This is a genomic window from Corynebacterium sp. ACRPF (genome assembly GCF_022347395.1).
GTDB lineage: Bacteria > Actinomycetota > Actinomycetes > Mycobacteriales > Mycobacteriaceae > Corynebacterium > Corynebacterium tuberculostearicum_D.
Genome location: NZ_JAKRNB010000012.1, coordinates 21,810 through 41,356 on the forward strand (window position 1 = coordinate 21,810; position 19,547 = coordinate 41,356).

At 62.1% G+C, this 19,547-nt stretch carries 16 protein-coding genes and 1 tRNA gene; 8 read left to right on the forward strand and 9 right to left on the reverse strand.

Features of this window, described 5'->3' with window-relative positions; genetic code table 11:
• Positions 1–81: 81 nt before the first annotated feature.
• A complete protein-coding gene (locus MHX61_RS07005; RefSeq protein ID WP_204610420.1) occupies positions 82–285 on the forward strand; it encodes a cold-shock protein in 204 nt (67 codons plus the stop codon).
• A 30-nt stretch (positions 286–315) separates the two neighbouring features.
• On the opposite strand, the gene MHX61_RS07010 is transcribed toward MHX61_RS07005, so the two are convergent.
• A complete protein-coding gene (locus tag MHX61_RS07010; RefSeq protein WP_239193769.1) occupies positions 316–945 on the reverse strand; it encodes a DedA family protein in 630 nt (209 codons plus the stop codon).
• A 248-nt stretch (positions 946–1,193) separates the two neighbouring features.
• On the opposite strand from MHX61_RS07010, the gene topA reads away from it, so the two are divergent.
• Complete coding sequence (topA, locus tag MHX61_RS07015; protein WP_204610418.1) at positions 1,194–4,169, forward strand: type I DNA topoisomerase; 2,976 nt, start codon at positions 1,194–1,196, stop codon at positions 4,167–4,169.
• Positions 4,170–4,187: 18 nt separating this feature from the next.
• Complete coding sequence (locus MHX61_RS07020; protein WP_204610416.1) at positions 4,188–4,775, forward strand: hypothetical protein; 588 nt, start codon at positions 4,188–4,190, stop codon at positions 4,773–4,775.
• On the opposite strand, the gene MHX61_RS07025 is transcribed toward MHX61_RS07020, so the two are convergent.
• Both MHX61_RS07025 and MHX61_RS07030 read right to left on the reverse strand, forming a co-directional pair.
• On the reverse strand, positions 4,719–5,963 hold the full coding sequence (locus MHX61_RS07025; protein WP_239193771.1) for a DUF418 domain-containing protein: 1,245 nt from the start codon (positions 5,961–5,963) through the stop codon (positions 4,719–4,721). The two genes, MHX61_RS07020 and MHX61_RS07025, sit on opposite strands and share 57 nt — an antisense overlap.
• 12 nt (positions 5,964–5,975) lie before the next feature.
• Positions 5,976–7,508 carry an adenylate/guanylate cyclase domain-containing protein gene (locus MHX61_RS07030; RefSeq protein ID WP_204610414.1) on the reverse strand — a complete coding sequence of 511 codons (1,533 nt, stop codon included), beginning with the start codon at positions 7,506–7,508 and terminating at the stop codon, positions 5,976–5,978.
• A 37-nt stretch (positions 7,509–7,545) separates the two neighbouring features.
• Here MHX61_RS07030 and MHX61_RS07035 point away from each other — a divergent pair, with 37 nt between their 5' ends.
• Entirely contained in the window at positions 7,546–8,745 is a 1,200-nt protein-coding gene (locus MHX61_RS07035; protein WP_370658410.1) for a DNA polymerase III subunit delta', read from the forward strand.
• Between the two features lie 88 nt (positions 8,746–8,833).
• Positions 8,834–8,909, forward strand: a tRNA-Thr gene (locus tag MHX61_RS07040).
• Between the two features lie 57 nt (positions 8,910–8,966).
• Here MHX61_RS07040 and MHX61_RS07045 read toward each other — a convergent pair.
• On the reverse strand, positions 8,967–10,589 hold the full coding sequence (locus MHX61_RS07045; protein ID WP_204610410.1) for an AMP-binding protein: 1,623 nt from the start codon (positions 10,587–10,589) through the stop codon (positions 8,967–8,969).
• Positions 10,590–10,740: 151 nt separating this feature from the next.
• On the opposite strand from MHX61_RS07045, the gene MHX61_RS07050 reads away from it, so the two are divergent.
• The 3 genes from MHX61_RS07050 to MHX61_RS07060 are packed head-to-tail and all read left to right on the forward strand — an operon-like array spanning position 10,741 to position 13,308.
• Positions 10,741–11,556: a GDSL-type esterase/lipase family protein gene (locus MHX61_RS07050; RefSeq protein WP_204610408.1), complete on the forward strand. Its 816-nt coding sequence runs from the start codon at positions 10,741–10,743 to the stop codon at positions 11,554–11,556.
• A gap of 52 nt (positions 11,557–11,608) precedes the next feature.
• Positions 11,609–12,694: an S-(hydroxymethyl)mycothiol dehydrogenase gene (locus tag MHX61_RS07055; protein WP_200435940.1), complete on the forward strand. Its 1,086-nt coding sequence runs from the start codon at positions 11,609–11,611 to the stop codon at positions 12,692–12,694.
• Positions 12,694–13,308, forward strand: a complete 615-nt coding sequence (locus MHX61_RS07060; RefSeq protein WP_005323087.1) for an MBL fold metallo-hydrolase — start codon at positions 12,694–12,696, stop codon at positions 13,306–13,308. Before MHX61_RS07055 ends, MHX61_RS07060 begins: the two co-directional genes overlap by 1 nt.
• 3 nt (positions 13,309–13,311) lie before the next feature.
• On the opposite strand, the gene rfbA is transcribed toward MHX61_RS07060, so the two are convergent.
• The 5 genes from rfbA to MHX61_RS07085 all read right to left on the reverse strand — a co-directional run bounded on the left by rfbA (position 13,312) and on the right by MHX61_RS07085 (position 19,523).
• On the reverse strand, positions 13,312–14,160 hold the full coding sequence (gene rfbA / locus MHX61_RS07065; protein WP_239193773.1) for a glucose-1-phosphate thymidylyltransferase RfbA: 849 nt from the start codon (positions 14,158–14,160) through the stop codon (positions 13,312–13,314).
• Entirely contained in the window at positions 14,161–15,516 is a 1,356-nt protein-coding gene (rfbD, locus tag MHX61_RS07070) for a dTDP-4-dehydrorhamnose reductase (protein WP_239193775.1), read from the reverse strand.
• A gap of 2 nt (positions 15,517–15,518) precedes the next feature.
• Positions 15,519–16,514, reverse strand: coding sequence for a dTDP-glucose 4,6-dehydratase (gene rfbB, locus MHX61_RS07075; protein WP_239193845.1), 996 nt, complete (start codon positions 16,512–16,514; stop codon positions 15,519–15,521).
• 64 nt (positions 16,515–16,578) lie between these two features.
• Positions 16,579–18,057, reverse strand: a complete 1,479-nt coding sequence (locus MHX61_RS07080) for an HNH endonuclease signature motif containing protein (protein WP_239193777.1) — start codon at positions 18,055–18,057, stop codon at positions 16,579–16,581.
• 140 nt (positions 18,058–18,197) lie between these two features.
• Complete coding sequence (locus MHX61_RS07085) at positions 18,198–19,523, reverse strand: M1 family metallopeptidase (RefSeq protein WP_239193779.1); 1,326 nt, start codon at positions 19,521–19,523, stop codon at positions 18,198–18,200.
• Positions 19,524–19,547: the final 24 nt, after the last annotated feature.

Consider the following 19,547-nt stretch of genomic DNA (forward strand, 5'->3'; position numbering starts at 1 on the left):
AAGGTACTGCTAAAGGACGCATTTACCGAACCCCTCGGCGCGGAATCGCCGCACCGCCAATCAAGAAAAGGACTGCACACCATGGCACAAGGAACCGTTAAGTGGTTTAACTCTGAAAAGGGCTACGGCTTCATCGAGCGCGCGGACGGCGAAGGCGATATCTTCGTCCACTACTCCGAGATCCAGGGCAGCGGATTTCGCACCCTAGAAGAAAATCAGCAGGTCACCTTCGAGGTAGGCTCCGGTCCGAAGGGCGAGCAGGCCCAGTCCGTGTCCGTAGTTTAGGCGGCCGGTTGCCTCGCTCAGGTCTTCCCGCTACGGCGTTTCGGCGTAGCCGCGGCGGGTATCCCACCACTCGGTGAACTTATTCTGCAGTTTCTGCAGGCCGACGCCGATGACGACGGCGGCGATAATGCTGACTACCACCGCCAGCACCGGCGAATCGGAAAAGGCCATGCCACCGAGATAGCCGATGGCTAGCGCTTGGGCGGCCCAGAGGGCGACGCCGATGGTGTCGAAGAACAAGAAGACCAGCCAGGGAAACCGCATGGATCCCAGCAGGATAGTCATGAAGAGCCGGGCGGAGGGGATGAAGCGCGCGATAATGATGGCCGCACCACCGCCGCGGCGCATATTGCGCTTGACCCAGTTCAGCCCCTCGTAAGCCTTTGATCCCTTAGGCACGCGCTTGAGCAGGGGCATGAACCGTGTGCCTAATAGGAAGCAGAGATTATCTCCCATCATGGCGGCGATTAGCGCTACGAAAAACATGGTGGGCAGGTGCGGAAAGCCCTGCGAGCCGGACCAAGCGCCGGCCATATTGAGCGGGATTTCAGACGGCAGTACGGGGAAGAAGCAGTCACCAAAGATCAGTGCGCCTACCAACGGGTAGATCCACTCTGTGGACATGACGGTTTCGATCCACATAGTGATGGTGTCGACCATGAATCCTCCGCGGGCGTCGTCTTGGGTGTGCTATCGTGCCCCACAATGCTTTCACAGCTACTGGGCGTTCTAAGTAGGCCAGTATAGACCGGTTCCGTGGGGGTACATAGTGCCCCTGAAAACGGCCTTTTGGCACAACCGCGTATATGGTGCGAGAAAGAAAACGCAGATCATCTGTGTACGCTAGGGGCGATTGCTGAAAGCGTGCAAACCTTATTGTTCGCATCATCGAAAGGGATGAAGTCGAAGTGGCAGAAGCAGCCGGGCCGGGAAAGACCTTGGTGATCGTCGAGTCGGCGACGAAGGCGAAGAAGATCCAGCCTTACCTCGGAGATAAGTACATCGTGGAGGCCTCCGTGGGCCATATCCGCGATCTTCCCCGCGGCGCTGCGGATGTGCCGGCTAAGTATAAGAAGGAATCCTGGGCGCGCCTCGGCGTGAACCCGGAGGACGACTTCGCCCCGCTATATGTGGTGAGCCCCGATAAGAAGAAAAAGGTCGCGGACCTAAAATCCAAGCTGAAGCAGTGCGACCAGCTCTTCCTCGCAACAGACCCCGACCGCGAGGGTGAAGCCATCGCGTGGCACCTGCTCGAGGTTCTAAAGCCTAAGGTCCCGGTACGCCGCATGGTGTTCAATGAGATCACCAAGTCAGCCATCTTGGAAGCTGCGGATAATACGCGCGATCTGGATTACAACCTTATCGACGCCCAGGAAACCCGCCGCATCCTCGACCGTCTCTACGGCTATGAGGTCTCCCCGGTGCTGTGGAAGAAAGTCATGCCGCGGCTTTCTGCCGGTCGCGTGCAGTCGGTGGCCACCCGCGTCATCGTCGAGCGCGAGCGCGAGCGCATGGCGTTCATCCCGGCCGATTACTGGGACCTAGCCGCCACGCTAGATACCGGCGCTGCGGATGCGGATAACCCCGCTACATTCGACGCCCGCCTTACCGCCGTCAATAGCAAGCGCGTGGCCCTCGGCCGCGACTTTGATGACCGCGGAAACGTGAAGAGCAAGGACGTCATCGTCATCACCGAGCCGCAGGCCAAGGCGCTGGAAACCGCACTGAGCGGCGCGGAAATGCAGGTCGCTGGCGTCGAGCACAAGCCCTATACGCGCAAGCCTTATGCGCCGTTTATGACCTCTACGCTGCAGCAGGAGGCCGGCCGACGCCTGCATTTTACCTCTGAGCGCACCATGCGCATTGCGCAGCGACTGTACGAAAACGGCCACATTACTTATATGCGTACCGATTCCACCTCGCTGTCCAAGCAGGGTCTATCAGCCGCGCGCAACTCCGCCACCAGCATCTATGGCGCAGAGTACGTTTCTGATTCCCCGCGCGTTTATGACCGCAAGGTGAAAAACTCCCAGGAAGCCCACGAGGCCATCCGCCCCGCCGGCGAGTCCTTCGCCACCCCGGGCCAGCTCTCCGGTCAATTGGATGCGGAGGAGTTTAAGCTCTATGACCTGATTTGGAAGCGCACCGTCGCCTCCCAGATGGCCGATGCCAAGGGAACCTCCATGAAGGTCACCGTGGCCGGCACGGCTACCACGGATAATGGCAGCTATGACGTGGAATTCTCCGCCACCGGCCGCACCATTACCTTCCCCGGCTTCCTGAAGGCCTATGGCGCGGATGACGCCAAGGGTGACAAGAAGGGCGAGACCCGCCTGCCGCATCTGGAAGAAGGCCGCGCCCTTAGCGCCAAGGAAGTCTCCGCCGAGGGCCACTCCACCAACCCGCCGGCGCGCTATACCGAGGCCAGCCTGGTCAAGAAGATGGAGGATCTGGGTATCGGTCGTCCGTCCACCTACGCATCCATCATCAAGACCATCCAGGACCGCGGCTATGTGGTCTCGCGCGGCAATGCGCTGGTGCCATCGTGGGTTGCCTTCGCCGTCGTGGGCCTATTGGAGGAAAACTTCACCGAGCTGGTGGACTATGACTTCACCTCTTCTATGGAGGATGAGCTGGACCAGATTGCTACCGGTATCGAGGACGGCACCGCCTGGCTCAACGGCTTTTACTTCGGCAACGCCGAGGCCAATGAGCAAAAGGCGGCCTCTATTGCCCGTCACGGTGGTTTGAAATCACTTATCGACGTCAACCTAGAAGCCATCGATGCTCGCAAGGTCAACTCCCTGCGCCTTTACACCGATACCGAGGGCCGCGATGTCTTCGTACGCGTGGGCCGCTATGGACCGTATATCGAGCGCGCCGTCGGCACCAATGACGACGGCAGCATCGAGTACCAGCGCGCTAACCTCTCGGAAACCGTCACTCCGGACGGATTGAACGAGGAGCTGGCGGAAAAACTCTTTGCCACCCCACAGGGCGGCCGCGAACTGGGTGAAAACCCGGCAAATGGGCGCATGATTGTGGCTAAGGAGGGCCGCTTCGGCCCGTATGTCACCGAGGTTGTCCGCGATGATGAGCGGGAGAAGGCCGAGGGTGAGGCCGAAGAGGTCGTCGCCAAGGAGCGGGCCGAGGAGGATAAGCAACGCGCCGAGGAGGGCAAGCGCGCCAAGAATTGGGAGACCAAGACGGCCGCAAAGCAGAAGGAAAAGCGCGTCAAGGAGTACATCGAGAATAAGCTGAAGCCGGGTACGGCCTCGCTGTTTAGCTCGATGGAACCCTCTACGGTGACTCTCGAAGAAGCCCTCCAGCTGCTGTCCCTGCCGCGCGAGGTGGGCGAGGATGACGGCGTGATGATCACCGCCCAAAATGGCCGCTATGGCCCGTACCTGAAGAAGGGGACCGATTCGCGCTCCTTGGCCAAGGAAGAGCAGATCTTCACCATCACCTTGGACGAAGCCCGCCGCATCTATGCCGAGCCGAAGCGCCGTGGTCGCGCCGCGGCCCAGCCGCCGATCAAGCAGCTGGGCGATAATGACGTCTCCGGCAAGCCGATGACCGTCAAGGACGGCCGCTTCGGTCCGTACGTCACCGACGGCACCACCAATGCCTCCCTGCGCCGCGGCGATGACCCGGAGCAGCTGACCGACGCCCGCGCGAACGAGCTCCTCTCCGAGCGCCGTGCCAAGGAAGCTTCCGGCGAGACCAAGAAGAAGTCCACCAAGAAGTCCTCTAGAAAGACGACCAAGAAGAAGGCGACTAAGAAGGCCACCAAAAAGTCCACGAAGAAGGCCGGCAAGAAGGCAACCAAGAAGCCTTCGCCCGGCACGAAAAACGTGGTGAAGGCCGGCTCGCGCAAGAAATAACCGCGTAAGGTGGCGGGCATGAACGATTTTCTTGCCCGCACCCACGAAGGCGCTGCGGCTCTGCGGCGCGCCGTATCCGATATCAGCGCACAGCCGCAGCTGCTCGCCTCGGTCTGCGAAGAGCCCGCCGTTGACACCGCAGTCTTGGCCGGAGTCCTTGCTCAGGTGGAAAAGACCCGCCGCCTGACACGCCCCTCTGTGCTGGGCGTGGCGGCCGTGGCTGCGAGCCACGCCGCCTATGCCTGGAGTTTGTATCGCCGCGGCGCGCGCAATGATGCCTTAGGTTGGGGCCTGCGCGCGGCCGCATGGGGCGCGGGCGTTGCCAGTACCCGTAGCCAGCCGACGTCCGCCGCAGTGGCAGTGGGTGGCGCGGCCGTGCTGGCCACCTCGGCACTGGCGGGCGACCCAGCGCTGCGCACCGACGCCGGCAAGGGCATGAGCCACGGCGCCAACCTGCTCGTCGCGGCCGAGGGGCTAACGGCCTTGCGTGCGGCGCTGCAGCAGCGAAAGCGCAAGGTGCGGCTAGTGCGCGCGGCCGAAGCCGGCACCTTAATTCTCGGCCACCTGCTGCTGATTGACGGCCTTAGCCGCACCCGAGCGCGGTAGCTGCGGCTGCATCGTCGGGCCATAAGACAAGCGGCGATGCACGGCCTCGAAGGGACCGCGGCGGCCGCCGGCCTCCAGCACGCAGGCAAAAATGAGCGTGGCCAGCCATACCGCGAAGGCTAGCGCGGCCTGGCCGAAGGCTCCCAGCTCGTGACCAAAGTTCAGCATGAATGGGTGCACGAGGCAGAAAAAGAGGATGGACTGGCCCACATAGCCGCTCATGGAGCGCTTGCCCAGCGCCGCGAAGGGCCACAGTACCGCGGGCAGCGGTGCACCGGCCGAGAGTCGCTCTTGTACTGGCTGCAGCACCAACGCGAGCCCGGCCAGGATGCCGGGGCCAGTGAAGACGCCGAGGAAGGAGTTGGCATTATTGGCCGCATTCGCCCAGCGCTGCTCGATGACCCCAAGCGTGCTCAAAGACCACAGGGCGCCGATTACCACGGTAATGACCACCGCGATGGCAACCCAGCGGAGGAGGGTGGGGCGGTGAGAGGGGACGTCGGCAAGCACGCCTCGGCGCGCCCACACAAAACCCACCAGCATGACGGGCAAGTACATCAGCAAAATGATCGGCGTGGCCAAGGCCTGGCTGCCTAGGGTGACAAGCTGGCTGAGCAGCAAATCGGGGTAGGACTCGATGGTGCCGATGCCTTCCGTAGCCACCACGCCGAGGGGATCCATAGCGCCGGAAATGAAGGCCACGATCCCGCCCAGCGCGCACAGTGCGAACAGAATATAGGCCACGCGCATAAGGGTAGAATCCCGCTTGCGCAGCAGGAATGCAATCACGATTCCGGCCGCGCCATAGAAGAACATGATGTCGCCCCAAAACAGCAGCGTCATGTGCACCGCACCCATCACTGCTAAGAAGGCATAGCGCTTGGCGATGACCCTGCGCGCCGCCTGCACCGGAAACCCACGCCGCCACAGACTCAACGCGATGAGCCCCACGCCAAAGCCCAGCAGCGTAGAAAACATGGGCAGGCCGCGGTTGTGGACAAAGAAGGCGCCGAAGACGACGGCGGCCTTGTCCCACGCGCTGCCGTCGATGATGCCGCCGAAATAACTTGCTGGCCGGTCGGTGGTGATAATCCACGCCGTGGTCATATTGGCCATGGCGATGCCTAATAGGGCCATGCCGCGTGCCACATCGGGCACGATCATGCGGGGCCGGGGAGCTGAACTCACTTAAAAACCTCGTTATACCTCGGAACGTTCTGCCAGGGTAGCGCGGATAGGGCGAGCCAGCTGGGTCATGCGATGGCGACCGCGCAACTCAATGGATTTCATCATAGTCCACCGGGCCTGCTCGGCCTCGTTAGCGGTCTTGAGTGTGGCGGCATTGGTGAGCACTTGGCCCGGGGTGTCCTTGGCCAGCTCGGTCAGGCGCGCGGCTTCATTCACAGCATCTCCAATGACGGTGTATTCGAAGCGGTCCGCACCACCGATATGCCCGGCGACGACGTGTCCTGCGGCCACCCCGATGCCGGCTTGCAGTTCCAGCCCACGCAATTCACTGCGCAGCTCCCGGGCGGCCTGTAGCGCCACAGAGGTGGAATCATAAACGTTGAGCGGGGCGCCAAAGACAGCCAGGGCGGCATCACCCTGGAATTTATTAATAATTCCTTTATTGCGGTGCACCACCTCGATGACGTGCTCGAAGAACTTATTGAGTTCCTCCACCACCTCCTCGGGGGAGTGGTTGACGGCGAAGGTGGTGGAACCGATGACGTCAATAAAAAGCACCGCCACCTTGCGATCCTCTCCGCCTAATTCTGGGCGTTCCTCCAGCGCACGTTGGGCCACCTCGCTGCCGACGTAGCGGCCGAAAATATCGCGCACGCGGTTGCGCTCCCGCAGGCCACGCATCATTTCGTTGAAGCCGGCCTGCAGCACGCCTAGCTCGGAACCATCATAGATATCGACCTCTGCATTAGTATCGCCGCGGCGCACCCGATTGATGGCGTCCTGCAGCTCCACAATCGGGTCCACCACGCTCATCACCGCAAAGCTAGTACCGATAAACCCGGTAGCCAGGGCGGTCAGTGCGAGTGCGGTAATGGCAGGGACTAGGTCTCCTGCAGTGCTGGGAAAAAGTCCGGTGCGCTGCGCGATGAGGACGAGGAGGATACCCACCAGAGGCACGCCGGAGGTCATTAACCAGGTAGAAATCAGGCGGTATTTGATGGGCGGCTCGAGCGTGGAATCCTCAAAGCGCCGTGCCACCGCTTGGGCGGCGACCGGGCGCACGAGGCGTTCAGCCTGTAGATAAGTCAAGATAATGACCACGAGACCGGCGAGTGTTGCGGAAACGCCCACGACGAGCCCGAGCTTGGCGGATTCCCGGCCGGAAATCACCACCGCCAGGATGATGCCGATGAGCCAAACCGCCGCCGCCACCACGGACTGGTAGACGGGGATGCGCAGCACCAGATTGCGCACCATATTCGGATCGTGCTCGTCCGGGTTGCGCTGCCAGTCCAGCACCGGGCGGAAAAGCAGCAGGGTAACGGCGATGCCAATGACCACGGCAAAAATCAGATACACCGCGGCGACGCCCATGAGGCTGGGCAACTCGGCGGCGAAGTCCTTGATCTCCGGCATCGGCAGGAAATAGAGGACAAAGGTCATAATCGCGATGGCACCGATAAGGTTGGCGCCGAGGACTAAGGCGGCGTAGACCGGCCATTGGGTACCCATGAGCCATCGTGCGCCGCGCAGTAGTCTGTTCATGCCTTCATACTTTAGTAAGACCAGTAGGCTAGGGCGAGTGAATACCGGAAGCGTTGCGCAAAGATTGGCAGATACCCCAGGTGTGGCCCGCACCATTCTGGATGCCGCCCGGGCTGCGCGGGGGATGGCGGGGGCAGATCCGCGGGCGATGAGCCATTCCTGGCTATTTACCGGCCCGCCGGGTTCCGGCCGTTCCCTGGCCGCGCTCGATTTTGCGGCCGCGCTCATGTGTACGGACCCGGAGGAGCCGGGCTGCGGCCGGTGCGAGGCCTGCCAGGCGGTGTTGGGTGCTAAGCAGCATACTGACTTGGTGCTGGTGGATCCGCAGGAAGTCATCATTCCGGTGGATACGGTGCGCGAGGTTATCGGCCGTGCTGCCAGCCTGCCCACGGTGGCGCCGTGGCGCGTGGTGATCTTTAACAATGCCGACCGCCTTACTAACAACGGTGCGAACGCCCTGCTCAAGACGGTGGAGGAGCCGCCGGCGCGCACTGTGATTATTATGTGTGCTCCTTCCGACGCACCCGAGGACTTCTCCCAGACCCTCCGCTCGCGCTGCCGCCACCTCTACATCCCCTCCCCGTCGGTGGAGAGCATTACCGCCCAGCTGGTCAGCGAGGGCGCCTCGGATCACGACGCCCACTTGGCCGCCCTCACCTCCCTCCGCCACGTCGGCCGGGCACGGCGCCTAGTCAACGACCCGGCGGTGCAAAAGCGCCGCGCCGTGGCCATCAACCTGGCAGAAGAGGTCTTCCATGGCTCCCAAGGCTTTCAGGCGGTGACCTCGCTGCTGAAATTGGTCGATTCAGAGGCGAAGGAATCGCATAAGGAACAGGAAGAAGCCGAACTGGCGAAGCTGGAGCAGACCCTCGGCGTCGGTGCGAAGGGCAAGGGTGCGGCCAAGGCACAGCGCGACGCCCGATCCGCCATCAAGGATCTTCAGGAGCAGCACAAGAAGCGGGCGAAGCGCCGAGTAATCGACAACTTGGATTTAGTACTTATCGATCTCTCTGGCGTATACCGCGATGCGCTCATGCAGAAGGTCGGCGCGCAGGTGGATCTGACTCATCCGGACTTCGCTGGTCTTTCTGGCGAGCTCGCGCAGCGGGTGAGCGAGGAAGGCCTGCTGGACTGCCAAGCGGCCATCACCTTATGCCGCGAACAGCTGACGCAAAACGTCGGCACGCAAATTGCCTTTGATGGGCTGGTGGGCCGCCTGCGCCGCGCGTGCCTATAGACGGGTGCCTGCTCGGGGCCCGATTTCTATTCCGCGGCGCCCCTAGGTTAAACTTTCTCTTGCTGCATTGGCATATGCTAAGCAGCGTGCCGCCTTAGCTCAGTCGGTAGAGCATTTCACTCGTAATGAAAAGGTCGCGAGTTCGATTCTCGCAGGCGGCTCCACAGTGGCCGCAGGTGCATAGCCTGCGGCCTTTCGCTGTTTTGGGGGCAGCGCGTGGCTTAAGCGTCCCCGTGGCTTTTCAGCAGGCGCGGGACCACCTTGCCGGTGGCATTGCGTGGGAGCTTGTCCATGAAGTGCACATCACGCGGCACGGAGTGGTCAGCGAGCTTGGTGCGGACCCAGTCACGGATGGCGTCGGCGGTCAGGGCCTTACCGGTGGCGTCGGCAGTAGGCACTGCCCACACGGCGATGCGCTGGAAGGTTTCGCTATCTTCAACACCGCCGGCGTGGACCTCATGGATGCCCGGCATGGCCTCGAGAATCTCGGTGACGGACTGCGGATGGACGTTCTCGCCGCCGACGATGATCATGTCATCGGCGCGGCCGACAACGTGCAGGAAGTCGTGTTCATCGATATAGCCCAGGTCCCCAATCGAAATGAGACCGTCCACCTTATTGAGGCGCAGATTCGGGTTGGTATAGCCAGTCATGGCGGTGGAGTTGGTCAGATAAATCTCGCCCACCTCGCCGCGCGGCACCGGGTGGCCTTCCTTATCGAGGATGCGCAGCTTCGTGCCGGAGGCCACGCGTCCGGCGATGGTGGGGTTGGCGGCCACCTGGTCCATGGTGGCGGTCGTCGCCAGCGCGAGCTCGGTGGAGCCATAGACATTGCAGAGGATCGCGCCGAAGCGCGCATTGGTCTCCTTGACTACCTCCGGGGTCAGCGCATTGCCGGCCGAGGCGATGAATTTCAAGCTCGCGGTATCGAACTCACCGGCCGGATCCCGCTCCACCAAGCGCTTGAAGAAGATGGGGGAGGAGATCATGCCATCGAGGCGGTAGCGCTGGACATCGTCAAGCACCTGCTCCGCGTCGAATACGCGGCGGGTGACAATGGTATTGCGCAGGCCCAGTGCAATATTGATGCAGGCCCAACCCCAGGTATGGAAGATAGAGGCGGTCAGTTGCAGGCGTTGGTCGCCGCGCCACGGAATTGTGTTCACGATGGAGGCCAGTACCACCGGCAGGGTTGGCTCCGGCCGCACAATGCCCTTCGGAATGCCCGTGGTGCCGGAAGACATGAGCACGATCGGGCCGTGCTTGGGGAATCGCGGCAGCGTCGCGGCCGGTGGAGTCTTCACAATTTTGTCTAGCTTTGGCAGATCACTTGCCCCGGTATCGTGCGCGATGATGACGGGGATATCGGTGTCCACGCGGTTAATGAACTCATCATCAACCACGAGCACGTTGATACCGTTTTCCTCGATGCAGCCCGCTAACTGCTCCGGGGAGGAACCAACGTTGAGCAGGTAAATAGAAGCGCCCGCATAGCCTTTGGCACCGAGTGGAATGATGATGCCGCGGCCGTTGCGTGCCATGACGCCGAGGCGGATTTCGGGCAGGTCCAGCGAGCGGAGGTAGCGGGCGAAGCCCTGCGTGTGGGTGCGCAGCTGGCGGTAGGTGAGGGTGCCGTCGTCGTCGATAAGCGCCAGGCGCTCTGGGCAGGTGAGGTAGCCCTGTTCGATCTCGCGCGCGGTGGTGAAGCGGTAGCGGGCCAGGTTAGGTAGCAAACTAAGCTGCGCCTTCGCGCCGCCTTGGTGGCTGACGAGTCCAGCGTTAAGAAGCGCCGGCACGAACCGGCCGAGGGCTGCAGCGTGGAATGTGAAATCAGAAAAATTCACGATCGGGAAAGCTCCAAATTAGCGAAGATAACGGAAAGATAACCATGGACGATATCGTGAGAGAGGCGGGCGGTGTTGCCGCCAACTCGAAATATGTTACAGAAGTGACTACAGTTACCTGAAGTTACTGGTGTTTCTAGAAAAGGATCTCATGAAATCTCTGCAGCTCAAAGTCCTCTCCGTGGTGGCGTCCGCGCTGGCCGTCGTAGGCGTGGCTGTCGCACCGCAGGCCACCGCCGCGGAGCGCAACCTGGTAGCCTTCGGCGATTCCGTCTTGGCGGATCCAGACGCCGGCTCCTACCTCGCTCACCGCTACGCCCCCTCTAAAGGTGTGGGCGTAGATTGCCCGACCTCTAATAATTACGCCAAGCGCGCCGGCGCCAAGCTGCGCCTTCCGGTGCGGGACTTCTCCTGCTCCGGCGCCGTGTCCATGTCCCGCGGCCCGCAGATCTTCCAGCAGGTGGATGCGGCCATCCGTACCGGCGCGCTGAGCCCGGCCACTAACCGCGTGGTCATCACCACCGGCTTTAATGACACCTACAACCACCGCGATATGAGCCTGCCGCAGATTCGCAAGGAGTTCGCGGACCGCACCGCCCCGCAGATCGAGCGCATTAAGCGCGCTGCCCCGAACGCTCGCGTCCAGATCGTGGGATACCCCACCATCGGCACCGGCCCTTATTACTGCCTCTTCCACTTCGGTCCGCGCCCGGCCGATTCTACCTTCCTGCCGGGCATCCAAGACTTTGAGAATAAGGCGCAGTGGATGCAGGTGGACTTGGCGGCGCGCACCGGCGTGCAGTTCCTGGATCTGAAGCCCTCTACCCGCAATAACGGCATGTGCGCCGATGCAAACCAGCGCATGTGGGCTGGTCTGGTGGACTTTACTGCTGGCGACGGCAACCTGCCCATCCATATGAACCAGCGTGGTCACGAGCATGCGGCCAACGTCATCGCCCACTCTTAAAAAGAGTTTTCAATAATGCGCCGGTTTTGAAAATATCGGTACGCTCGGGCGCATGACTGTAAAAGCTGTTATCGCCCGTTCCAAGGGTGCGGAAGTCGAAACCGTCAACATTGTCGTTCCTGACCCCGGCCCTAACGATGTCATCGTGCGCGTCCAGGCCTGCGGTGTGTGCCACACCGACCTTGCTTACCGCGATGGCGATATTGAAGACGCCTTCCCTTTCCTGCTCGGCCACGAGGCCGCAGGCGTAGTAGAGACCGTAGGTTCTGCGGTCACCCACGTGGAGGAAGGCGACTTCGTCATTTTGAACTGGCGCGCCGTGTGCGGCGAGTGCCGCGCCTGCAAGAAGGGCGAGCCAAAGTACTGCTTCAATACCCACAACGCCTCCAAGAAGATGACCCTCGAGGACGGCACCGAGCTCACCCCTGCGCTGGGCATCGGTTCCTTCGCTGAGAAGACCCTGGTCCACGAGGGCCAGTGCACCAAGGTGGAAGACACCGACCCGGCTGCCGCTGGCCTGCTGGGCTGCGGCATCATGGCGGGCCTCGGCGCGGCCGTGAATACCGGCGATATCCAGCTCGGCGAGTCCGTCGCTGTCTTTGGTTGCGGCGGCGTTGGCATGGCTGCCATTGCGGGTGCCAAGCTGGCGAGCGCGGCAAAGATCATTGCCGTGGACATCGACGAGTCCAAGCTGGAGACCGCCCGCGAGTTCGGCGCGACCGACACCATCTGCTCCAAGGACCTTTCGGAGCAGGAGGTTATTGACGCCGTCCGCGAGCTCACCGGAGGCTTTGGCACCGATGTCTCTATCGACGCCGTGGGCATTCAGCCCACTTGGCGCCAGGCCTTCTACTCCCGCGACCACGCCGGCCGCATGGTCATGGTGGGCGTGCCGAACCTCACCGACCACGTGGATATCCCGGCCATCGACCTCTACGGCCGCGGCGGTTCTATTAAGCCCGCGTGGTACGGCGATTGCCTCCCAGAGCGCGATTTCCCCGCTTATGTGGCGCTGTCTAAGGCCGGCAACTTCCCGCTGGATAAGTTCGTCTCCGAGCGCATTGCGCTTGACGACGTCGAGCAGGCCTTTACCACCATGAAGTCCGGCAAGGTTCTGCGTTCGGTGGTGGAGTTCTAATGCGTATCGATAGCACGGTTACTTCTGGCAAGTTCCGCCTCGATGGCGGCGAGTGGGACGTGGACAATAACGTCTACGTCGTGGGTGATGACTCCAGCGTGTACGTGGTGGACCCCTCCCACGATCTGGATGCGGTAGCAGAGCTCGTTGGCGACCGTCGCGTGGAAGGCATCTTGCTCACCCACGCGCACAATGACCACTGCGAGCTCGCCCCCGAGGCCGCCAAGCGCTTCGATACCGAGGTCTACCTGCACCCGGACGATGACATGCTGTGGCAGGAGTCCAATGGCGATGCTCCATACACGCCATTGGCGGACCGCGGTCAGTTCGATATTGGCGGCGAGAAGATCACGGTCTACCACACCCCGGGCCACTCGCCGGGCTGCGTGGTGTTGCACGTGGGCGAGACGCTGTTGTCGGGCGATACGCTCTTCAACGGCGGTCCTGGTGCCACCGGCCGCAAGTACTCCGACTTCGATGTGATCATCGAGTCGCTGAAGAACGTCGTCTTCACCCTGCCGGAGGACACCAAGGTCCTGCCAGGGCATGGCGACGCCACCACGGTGGGCGCGGAGGCAGCGCGCATCGACGAATACATCGAGCGCGGCTACTAGCCTCTAGTACGCCCGCAGGTACTCGCCGTAGCCGGACTTAAGTAACGGCTCGGCGAGTTTTTCTAGCTGGGCGCGGTCGATGAAGCCCGCTTCGAAGGCGGCCACTTCTGGTGAGCCAATAACGATGCCGGTGCGCTTTTGCATCACCTCGACGTAGGCGGAGGCCTCGCTCATCGAGTCCACCGTTCCCGTGTCGAGCCACACGCTGCCGCGGTGCAGGCGCTGCACATTGAGCTCGCCGCGGCGCAGGTACTCCTCGTTTACCGCCGTGATCTCCAGTTCACCGCGGCCGCTGGGCTCGATGCCCTTGGCTATCTCCACGACGGAGTTGTCATAAAAGTACAAGCCCACCACCGCGTGGTTCGACCGCGGCACTTCCGGCTTTTCCTCGATGCTGAGCGCATGGCCGGCGGCGTCGAATTCCACGACACCATAGCGCTGCGGATCCGAGACCTCGTAGGCGAAGATGATGCCGCCCTCCGGATCTTGGCAGTGGGCGAGCTCGCTGCCGAAGCCGTGGAAGATATTATCGCCGAGCACCAGCGCGACGCTGTCGTCTCCAATAAACTTCTCGCCGATCAAAAAGGCCTGCGCGAGCCCCTCCGGCCGCGGTTGGAGCGCGTAATCAATCATGAGCCCGAGCTGCGATCCATCGCCAAACAGTCGCTGGAAGGCCCCCGCATCCTCCGGGGTGGTAATGATGAGAATCTCCCGAATACCCGCCTGAATGAGCGTGGTGAGCGGGTAATAAATCATCGGCTTGTCATAAATGGGCATGAGCTGCTTCGAGATGCCCTTGGTAATCGGGTAGAGCCGCGTGCCGGAACCGCCGGCCAGGATGATGCCTTTCATTTAATCCTCCGGGTACAGCGCCAAGTACAGGGCAAGGGCCGCGCGCCAATTCGGCGGCTTGAAGCCCGTAGCCTCGATTTTATCTAGCGCAAGCGTCGACTCCTTGGGGCGCGGCGCCTCGGGGCCCGCGATCTCGCGGTATTGCTCGGTGCTTACCGGAGTGACCTCGGCCGGGTCGTGGCCGAGCCCGATGAACACGGCCATGGCAATCTCATCGCGGCCCACGGTATCGCCCGAGTTGGAGAGGTTATACACGCCGTACTCCGCACCGGAGTTGAGCAGGTGCACGATGCCTTTGGCCAGGTCCTCGGCAAACGTGGGCCGCCCGCGCTGGTCGTGGATGACCTTCGGCTCCACGCCCTTAGTGGCCAGCCGGCGCATGGTGGACATGAAATTCTCGCCATCACCAAAGACCCAGGAAGTACGGATGACGTAGTGCTGCGGCGCGGTCTGCGCGGCGGTATCGCCCGCGGCTTTTGACGCCCCATACGCACTCAGCGGCGACGGCAGTTCCTCCTCGGTGTGGACCTCGTTAGTGCCGTCGAAGATATAGTCGCTCGACACATGCACCAGCGTGAGTTGGTTCTCCGCGGCGATGCGCGCCAGCCGTGCGGGCGCTTCCGCATTGACGGCCCAGGCGGTGGCGCGGTCGTTTTCGGCACCGTTGACGTCGTTATACGCCGCGCAATTGATGATGGCGGAGTACTGCTTCCAATTCCGTTCTGGTGGGTCGGTGATGTCGAAGTCGGCGTGGGTACACAATTCGGCGTCGGCAAGCAAGCGTTTGAGCGCACGCCCCAACTGTCCATTCGCGCCCGTGACGAGGATGCGCCGGGCGGGCATCGGGCTCACGTCTTTAAGAGCAGGGTGCTGCTTGTCCTTCTCCGAAATCTCGGTGGGCTCCAGCGGCCAATCCACGATGTTGAGATTCACCGCGGCATAGCGAGCTTCGGCCGACCAGTGCTCATTCACCAGGTAGCAGTAGGAGGTTTCCTCCAACGCCTGAAAGCCATTGGCGACGCCCCGCGGGACAAACACCGCAGTCTCCGGCCCCACCTCGTGGGTGACGACCTCGCCAAAGCTTTCCGACCCCTCGCGCAAGTCGCACCATGCGCCGAAAATCCTGCCCTGCGCCACCGAGACGAGCTTGTCCCACGGCTCAGCGTGCAGGCCGCGCGTAGCACCGGTGTGGTTAAAGGAGATATTGTTCTGCACCGGCTGGAAGCTCGCGAGCTCGGGCGCGAGTCCGGTGAATTTTTCGCGTTGCCAATTCTCCTTGAACCAGCCGCGGTTATCGCCGTGCACGTCGAGGTCGATGATGAGCAGCCCCGGGATGGCGGTTTCGGTAATACGCATATCTACTGTCCTTGCTGCTTGTAGCGGGCTTCCACGTTTTCTTTCTCGGGCTTCCACCAGCCTTCGTTCTCGCGATACCACGCGATGGTGTCTTCGAGACCGGCGCGGATATCCGTGAACCGCGGGGTCCATCCCAGCTCGCGACGCAGCTTGGCGGCGTCCATGGCATAACGTTGGTCGTGGCCGGGGCGGTCCGCTACGTGCTCATAGAGCGCGCGCCCATTGCGGGTGTGGCCCATGATTTCGCAGATCAGCTCAATGACCTGCTTATTATTAATATCTTCCTGGTCCGCGCCGATATTGTAGGTCTCGCCGATGCGGCCGCGCTCGAGGATGGCGAGCACCGCTTCGTTGTGGTCATCGACGTGGATCCAATCGCGCACCTGCTCGCCCGTGCCATAGAGCTTGGGCGTGTGTCCAGAGAGGATATTGGTGATTTGGCGGGGAATGAACTTCTCGATGTGCTGGTACGGCCCGTAATTATTGGAGCAGTTTGAGATGGTGGCTCGCAGTCCGAAAGAACGCACCCATGCCCGCACGAGGTGGTCAGACCCCGCCTTGGTGGCCGAGTAGGGGCTGGAGGGAGCGTAGGCGGTGTGCTCGCTAAACTTGGTGTCTGCCCCGATTTCCAGGTCGCCGAAAACCTCGTCAGTGGAGACATGGTGGAGGCGGGTATCGTGCTTCCGGCAGGCTTCCAGAAGGGTGAAGGTGCCTACGAGGTTCGTGTGGATGAAGGGCGAGGGGTCGCGCAAAGAATTATCGTTATGGGACTCGGCGGCAAAATGAACCACTGCATCGGCAGCGGTGACGAGCGGTTCTACGGTGGCGGGATCGGCGATATCCCCCTCCACGAGGTCAATATCGAGACCGGCGAGGTTGGCGCGGTTTCCGGCGTAGCTGAGTCTATCGAGCACCGTAACGCGGATATCGGGGCGCGCCTGGCATATTAGGCGCACGAAATTGGCGCCGATAAAACCGGCGCCGCCAGTGACGAGCATCGTTTGCATGGTTATCCAGTGTAGGGCAGTCGGGCGCGCGGCTGTGGCAGGCCGCGGGCCCCGGTCAGGCCGCGCCCGGGGGCGACGGCGGTGGCGAAGGCGGATCGGTGAGCCTGCGGGCCGGGGCTTGTTCCGCAGCGGGGTGGTCGTTGACCTCCACGGTGGGCGATAAGCCGTTGGTGTGGGCGGCTCGGTATCCTACCCGGCCCGTGTTGGGGTCTCGTTCGGCGTGTCCCATTCCGTTGCGGCCATCGCGGTAGTCGTTATTGTCCACGTGGTGCCGGCGACACAACAGAGTGAGGTTCTTGAGGTCGGTGGCGCCACCGTGAGACCAGGCTTGGAGATGGTGGACGTCGCAGTCCTGCCACGGGCGGTTGCATTCTGGGTGTGTGCATACGAGCTCGGAGGCTGCGAGGGCGAGCTTCTGCCAGAGGGACGCGGTGCGCTTGGTGCGGCCAAGCTCGAGGGGGAAGCCTTTGTCGTCCACGGCGCAGAAGAAATCGTGCCGCGCGCCGCCGAGGCGAAGGAGGTCGAGCGGGGTGAGCTCGATGCCGGTGCTGGTAGCGAAACGGGTATCTCCGCCCATCGCTTCTAGCTCCTCCAAGGTAGTGGCGACGAAGAAGGAGCCGAGACCGTCGGAGTTCTTTTGGGTGGCGGAAAGATAGCTGGATAGCGCAGCGGTTAATTGGTCCGCCATGCGCTGGGCATAGGTGCGGGTATCGTCCTCGGCACTGAGATCCGCGCTGCCCTTATTCTTGGCGGGCGCGAAGGCGCTGGCGAGGATGGCAGCTGCGGAGGCATCGAGATAGCCGGAGATGTGCACGCCGCCATCAGCATCTTGGCGGGAGATACTAAAGCGGCGTTTGCGGGTAGCGGCGTGCGGATCGGGCTCGCCGGCTGGGTTGAGAGCGTGCTTATTCGCTTTGCGGATGGCCTTGCGCAGCCACTCGCGCAGGGAATCGAAGGAACGACGCTTGGCCTGCTCGAGAGCCTGGTTGCGCAGTTCGCTCGGGCCGGGGATGGCGTACTTGCTGAGGCTGCGCAGCTCGTTTTCGATGAGGTTGAGGATGCGCTCGGGGATAGGATCTTCCTCAAAGAGCTTCTTGCGGCGCTTCTCCTCCTCGCGGCGCTCGCGGTCAGCGCGGCGGCGGGATTCCTCTTCGGCTCGGGCGCGTGCGGCATCGTCCGCATCGGGGTCCGCAGGGGGAGTGGGCTCCGGATCGGGGATGGGTGCGAAGAGGTTGCGTCCATTGCGGAGGCGGGCGGCGGCCTCGGCATCGGTAAGGCCTAGGCGCGTGGTCAGGTAGTCCTTGGCCTTGGAAGAACCAACGCGGCGGCCGGCGTCATCCCGCTCCGCGATGAAAGCGAAGGCGGCGTCGATGGTGGACTTATTGCCTAGCGCCCGCTCCAAGTGTTCGAAATGCGAATGAAGAAGCTCGAAGGACAGATCGGAAGGATCCTGCATGAGGCTGCGCAGCTGGGTGAGCCCAGTGGCAACCTGGGCGATGGCGGAGTCTATCTCCGCGTGCTTGGTGGTCTGCATGATCCCTCCCTTCCTTTTCGTTTACATGTTCTATCTTACCCAGATAAAACGCCCCGTCAACAGGAAAGAAAGAATGGTCAATAGATTAGACATTCCCCAAACAAACGCAGGCAAAACCCCACAAAACGGGGCCAAAGCCACTAACTCGGGAAGGGAGGAAGGGCCTTCTGGTTAAGCCAGGTGTCTACGGTGGCGTCGAAAAGCGCGGCGTCAGGAGCGGCGGCGCGGAAGGCATCCAGCAGCATGGGGGGCTCTACCACCGAGTGTTGGTGCTCGGTGAGGTAGCTGCGGAGGGTGGTAAAGAAGGCGTCGCCAAGCAGGCGGTGAATGGCGTGCACGGTCAAGGCCCCGCGCTTATACACGCGGTCATCAAACATATCGCGCGCACCCGGATCGGAAACGGTGAGGTTCTGCGCCTTGCGTCCCAGGACGTTGTAGTGGGAACGTGCTGCCTCGCGCGCGGTGGTCTCGCCCTTGTGCTCGCCCCATAGCCACTCGCTGTAGCAGGCAAAACCCTCATTGAGCCAAATATCCTTCCACTCGCCCAGGCCCACGGAATTGCCAAACCACTGGTGGGAAAGCTCATGGGCAATGAGGCGCTCGAAGGCGTGGTCGCCCTTGATGTGGTTGGAGCCAAAGATGGAGAGGCCCTGCGCCTCCAGTGGAATCTCCAGCTCATCTTCCGTGATGACCACCTGATAATCCGCAAAGGGATACGGGCCGTAGAGGGAGGAGAAGAAGTCCACCATTTCCTGCTGCTGGGCAAACTCGTTCAGCACGCGCTCGCGCAGCGCGGCCGGCGCCCAAGCGCGCGTGGAAGGTCCCAAATCGAAAGAAGAGAACTCTCCTACCTGCACCGTCGCCAGATAGGTGGCCATGGGCTCGCGGGTGCGGTAGTGCCAGCGCGTGGTGGAACCGCCCGCCCGGCGGGAGACAAGGTCACCATTAGATACCACGATGAAGGGATCATCGGCCGTAATGATGATGTCATAGAGTGCCTTGGCAGAAGGCGTATCGTCGCAGGGGAACCAGCTCGGCGCGCCATTGGGCTGGCTGGCCACCAGCGAACCGGACTCGGTTTCTTCCCAGCCAATCTCGCCCCAGGTGGTGCGGATCGGCCGCGGGCTGCCGCCATAGCGAATCACCAGCTCAAACTCAGTGCCGGCCGCAATCTCCTCAGCAAAGCGCAGGCGCAGCTTCCCGGAGGACTGGCGGAATTTAGCCACCCGCGGCGCACCCTTTGCGGTCACGCGCCGAGCCACCATCGCCCCGCCCAGATCTAGGGTCAGGGACGCCAAATCTTCATCGGCCCGGATGGCCAAAATAGCCTCGCCGTGGAGCAGGTTGGGCTCCACGCGGTAGGTCAGATCCAGCGTGTAGTGGGAAACCTCGAAACCGAGATTAAAATCCACGCCGGTATAAGGATCAGTGTGGGCACGCGAAAGGGCGGTAGGAAGCAACTTCATAATGCTGCAAGCCTACCGCCCTTT

Coding starts and splice junctions, on each gene's coding strand:
- MHX61_RS07005 (WP_204610420.1), top strand. CDS start 82: ATGGCACAAGGAACCGTTAAGTGGTTTAACTCTGAAAAGGGCTACGGC.
- MHX61_RS07085 (WP_239193779.1), bottom strand. CDS start 19,523: ATGAAGTTGCTTCCTACCGCCCTTTCGCGTGCCCACACTGATCCTTAT.
- MHX61_RS07060 (WP_005323087.1), top strand. CDS start 12,694: ATGCGTATCGATAGCACGGTTACTTCTGGCAAGTTCCGCCTCGATGGC.
- MHX61_RS07055 (WP_200435940.1), top strand. CDS start 11,609: ATGACTGTAAAAGCTGTTATCGCCCGTTCCAAGGGTGCGGAAGTCGAA.
- MHX61_RS07030 (WP_204610414.1), bottom strand. CDS start 7,508: ATGAACAGACTACTGCGCGGCGCACGATGGCTCATGGGTACCCAATGG.
- rfbB (WP_239193845.1), bottom strand. CDS start 16,514: ATGCTCGTCACTGGCGGCGCCGGTTTTATCGGCGCCAATTTCGTGCGC.
- MHX61_RS07020 (WP_204610416.1), top strand. CDS start 4,188: ATGAACGATTTTCTTGCCCGCACCCACGAAGGCGCTGCGGCTCTGCGG.
- MHX61_RS07010 (WP_239193769.1), bottom strand. CDS start 945: ATGGTCGACACCATCACTATGTGGATCGAAACCGTCATGTCCACAGAG.
- rfbD (WP_239193775.1), bottom strand. CDS start 15,516: ATGCGTATTACCGAAACCGCCATCCCGGGGCTGCTCATCATCGACCTC.
- rfbA (WP_239193773.1), bottom strand. CDS start 14,160: ATGAAAGGCATCATCCTGGCCGGCGGTTCCGGCACGCGGCTCTACCCG.
- MHX61_RS07080 (WP_239193777.1), bottom strand. CDS start 18,057: ATGCAGACCACCAAGCACGCGGAGATAGACTCCGCCATCGCCCAGGTT.
- MHX61_RS07050 (WP_204610408.1), top strand. CDS start 10,741: ATGAAATCTCTGCAGCTCAAAGTCCTCTCCGTGGTGGCGTCCGCGCTG.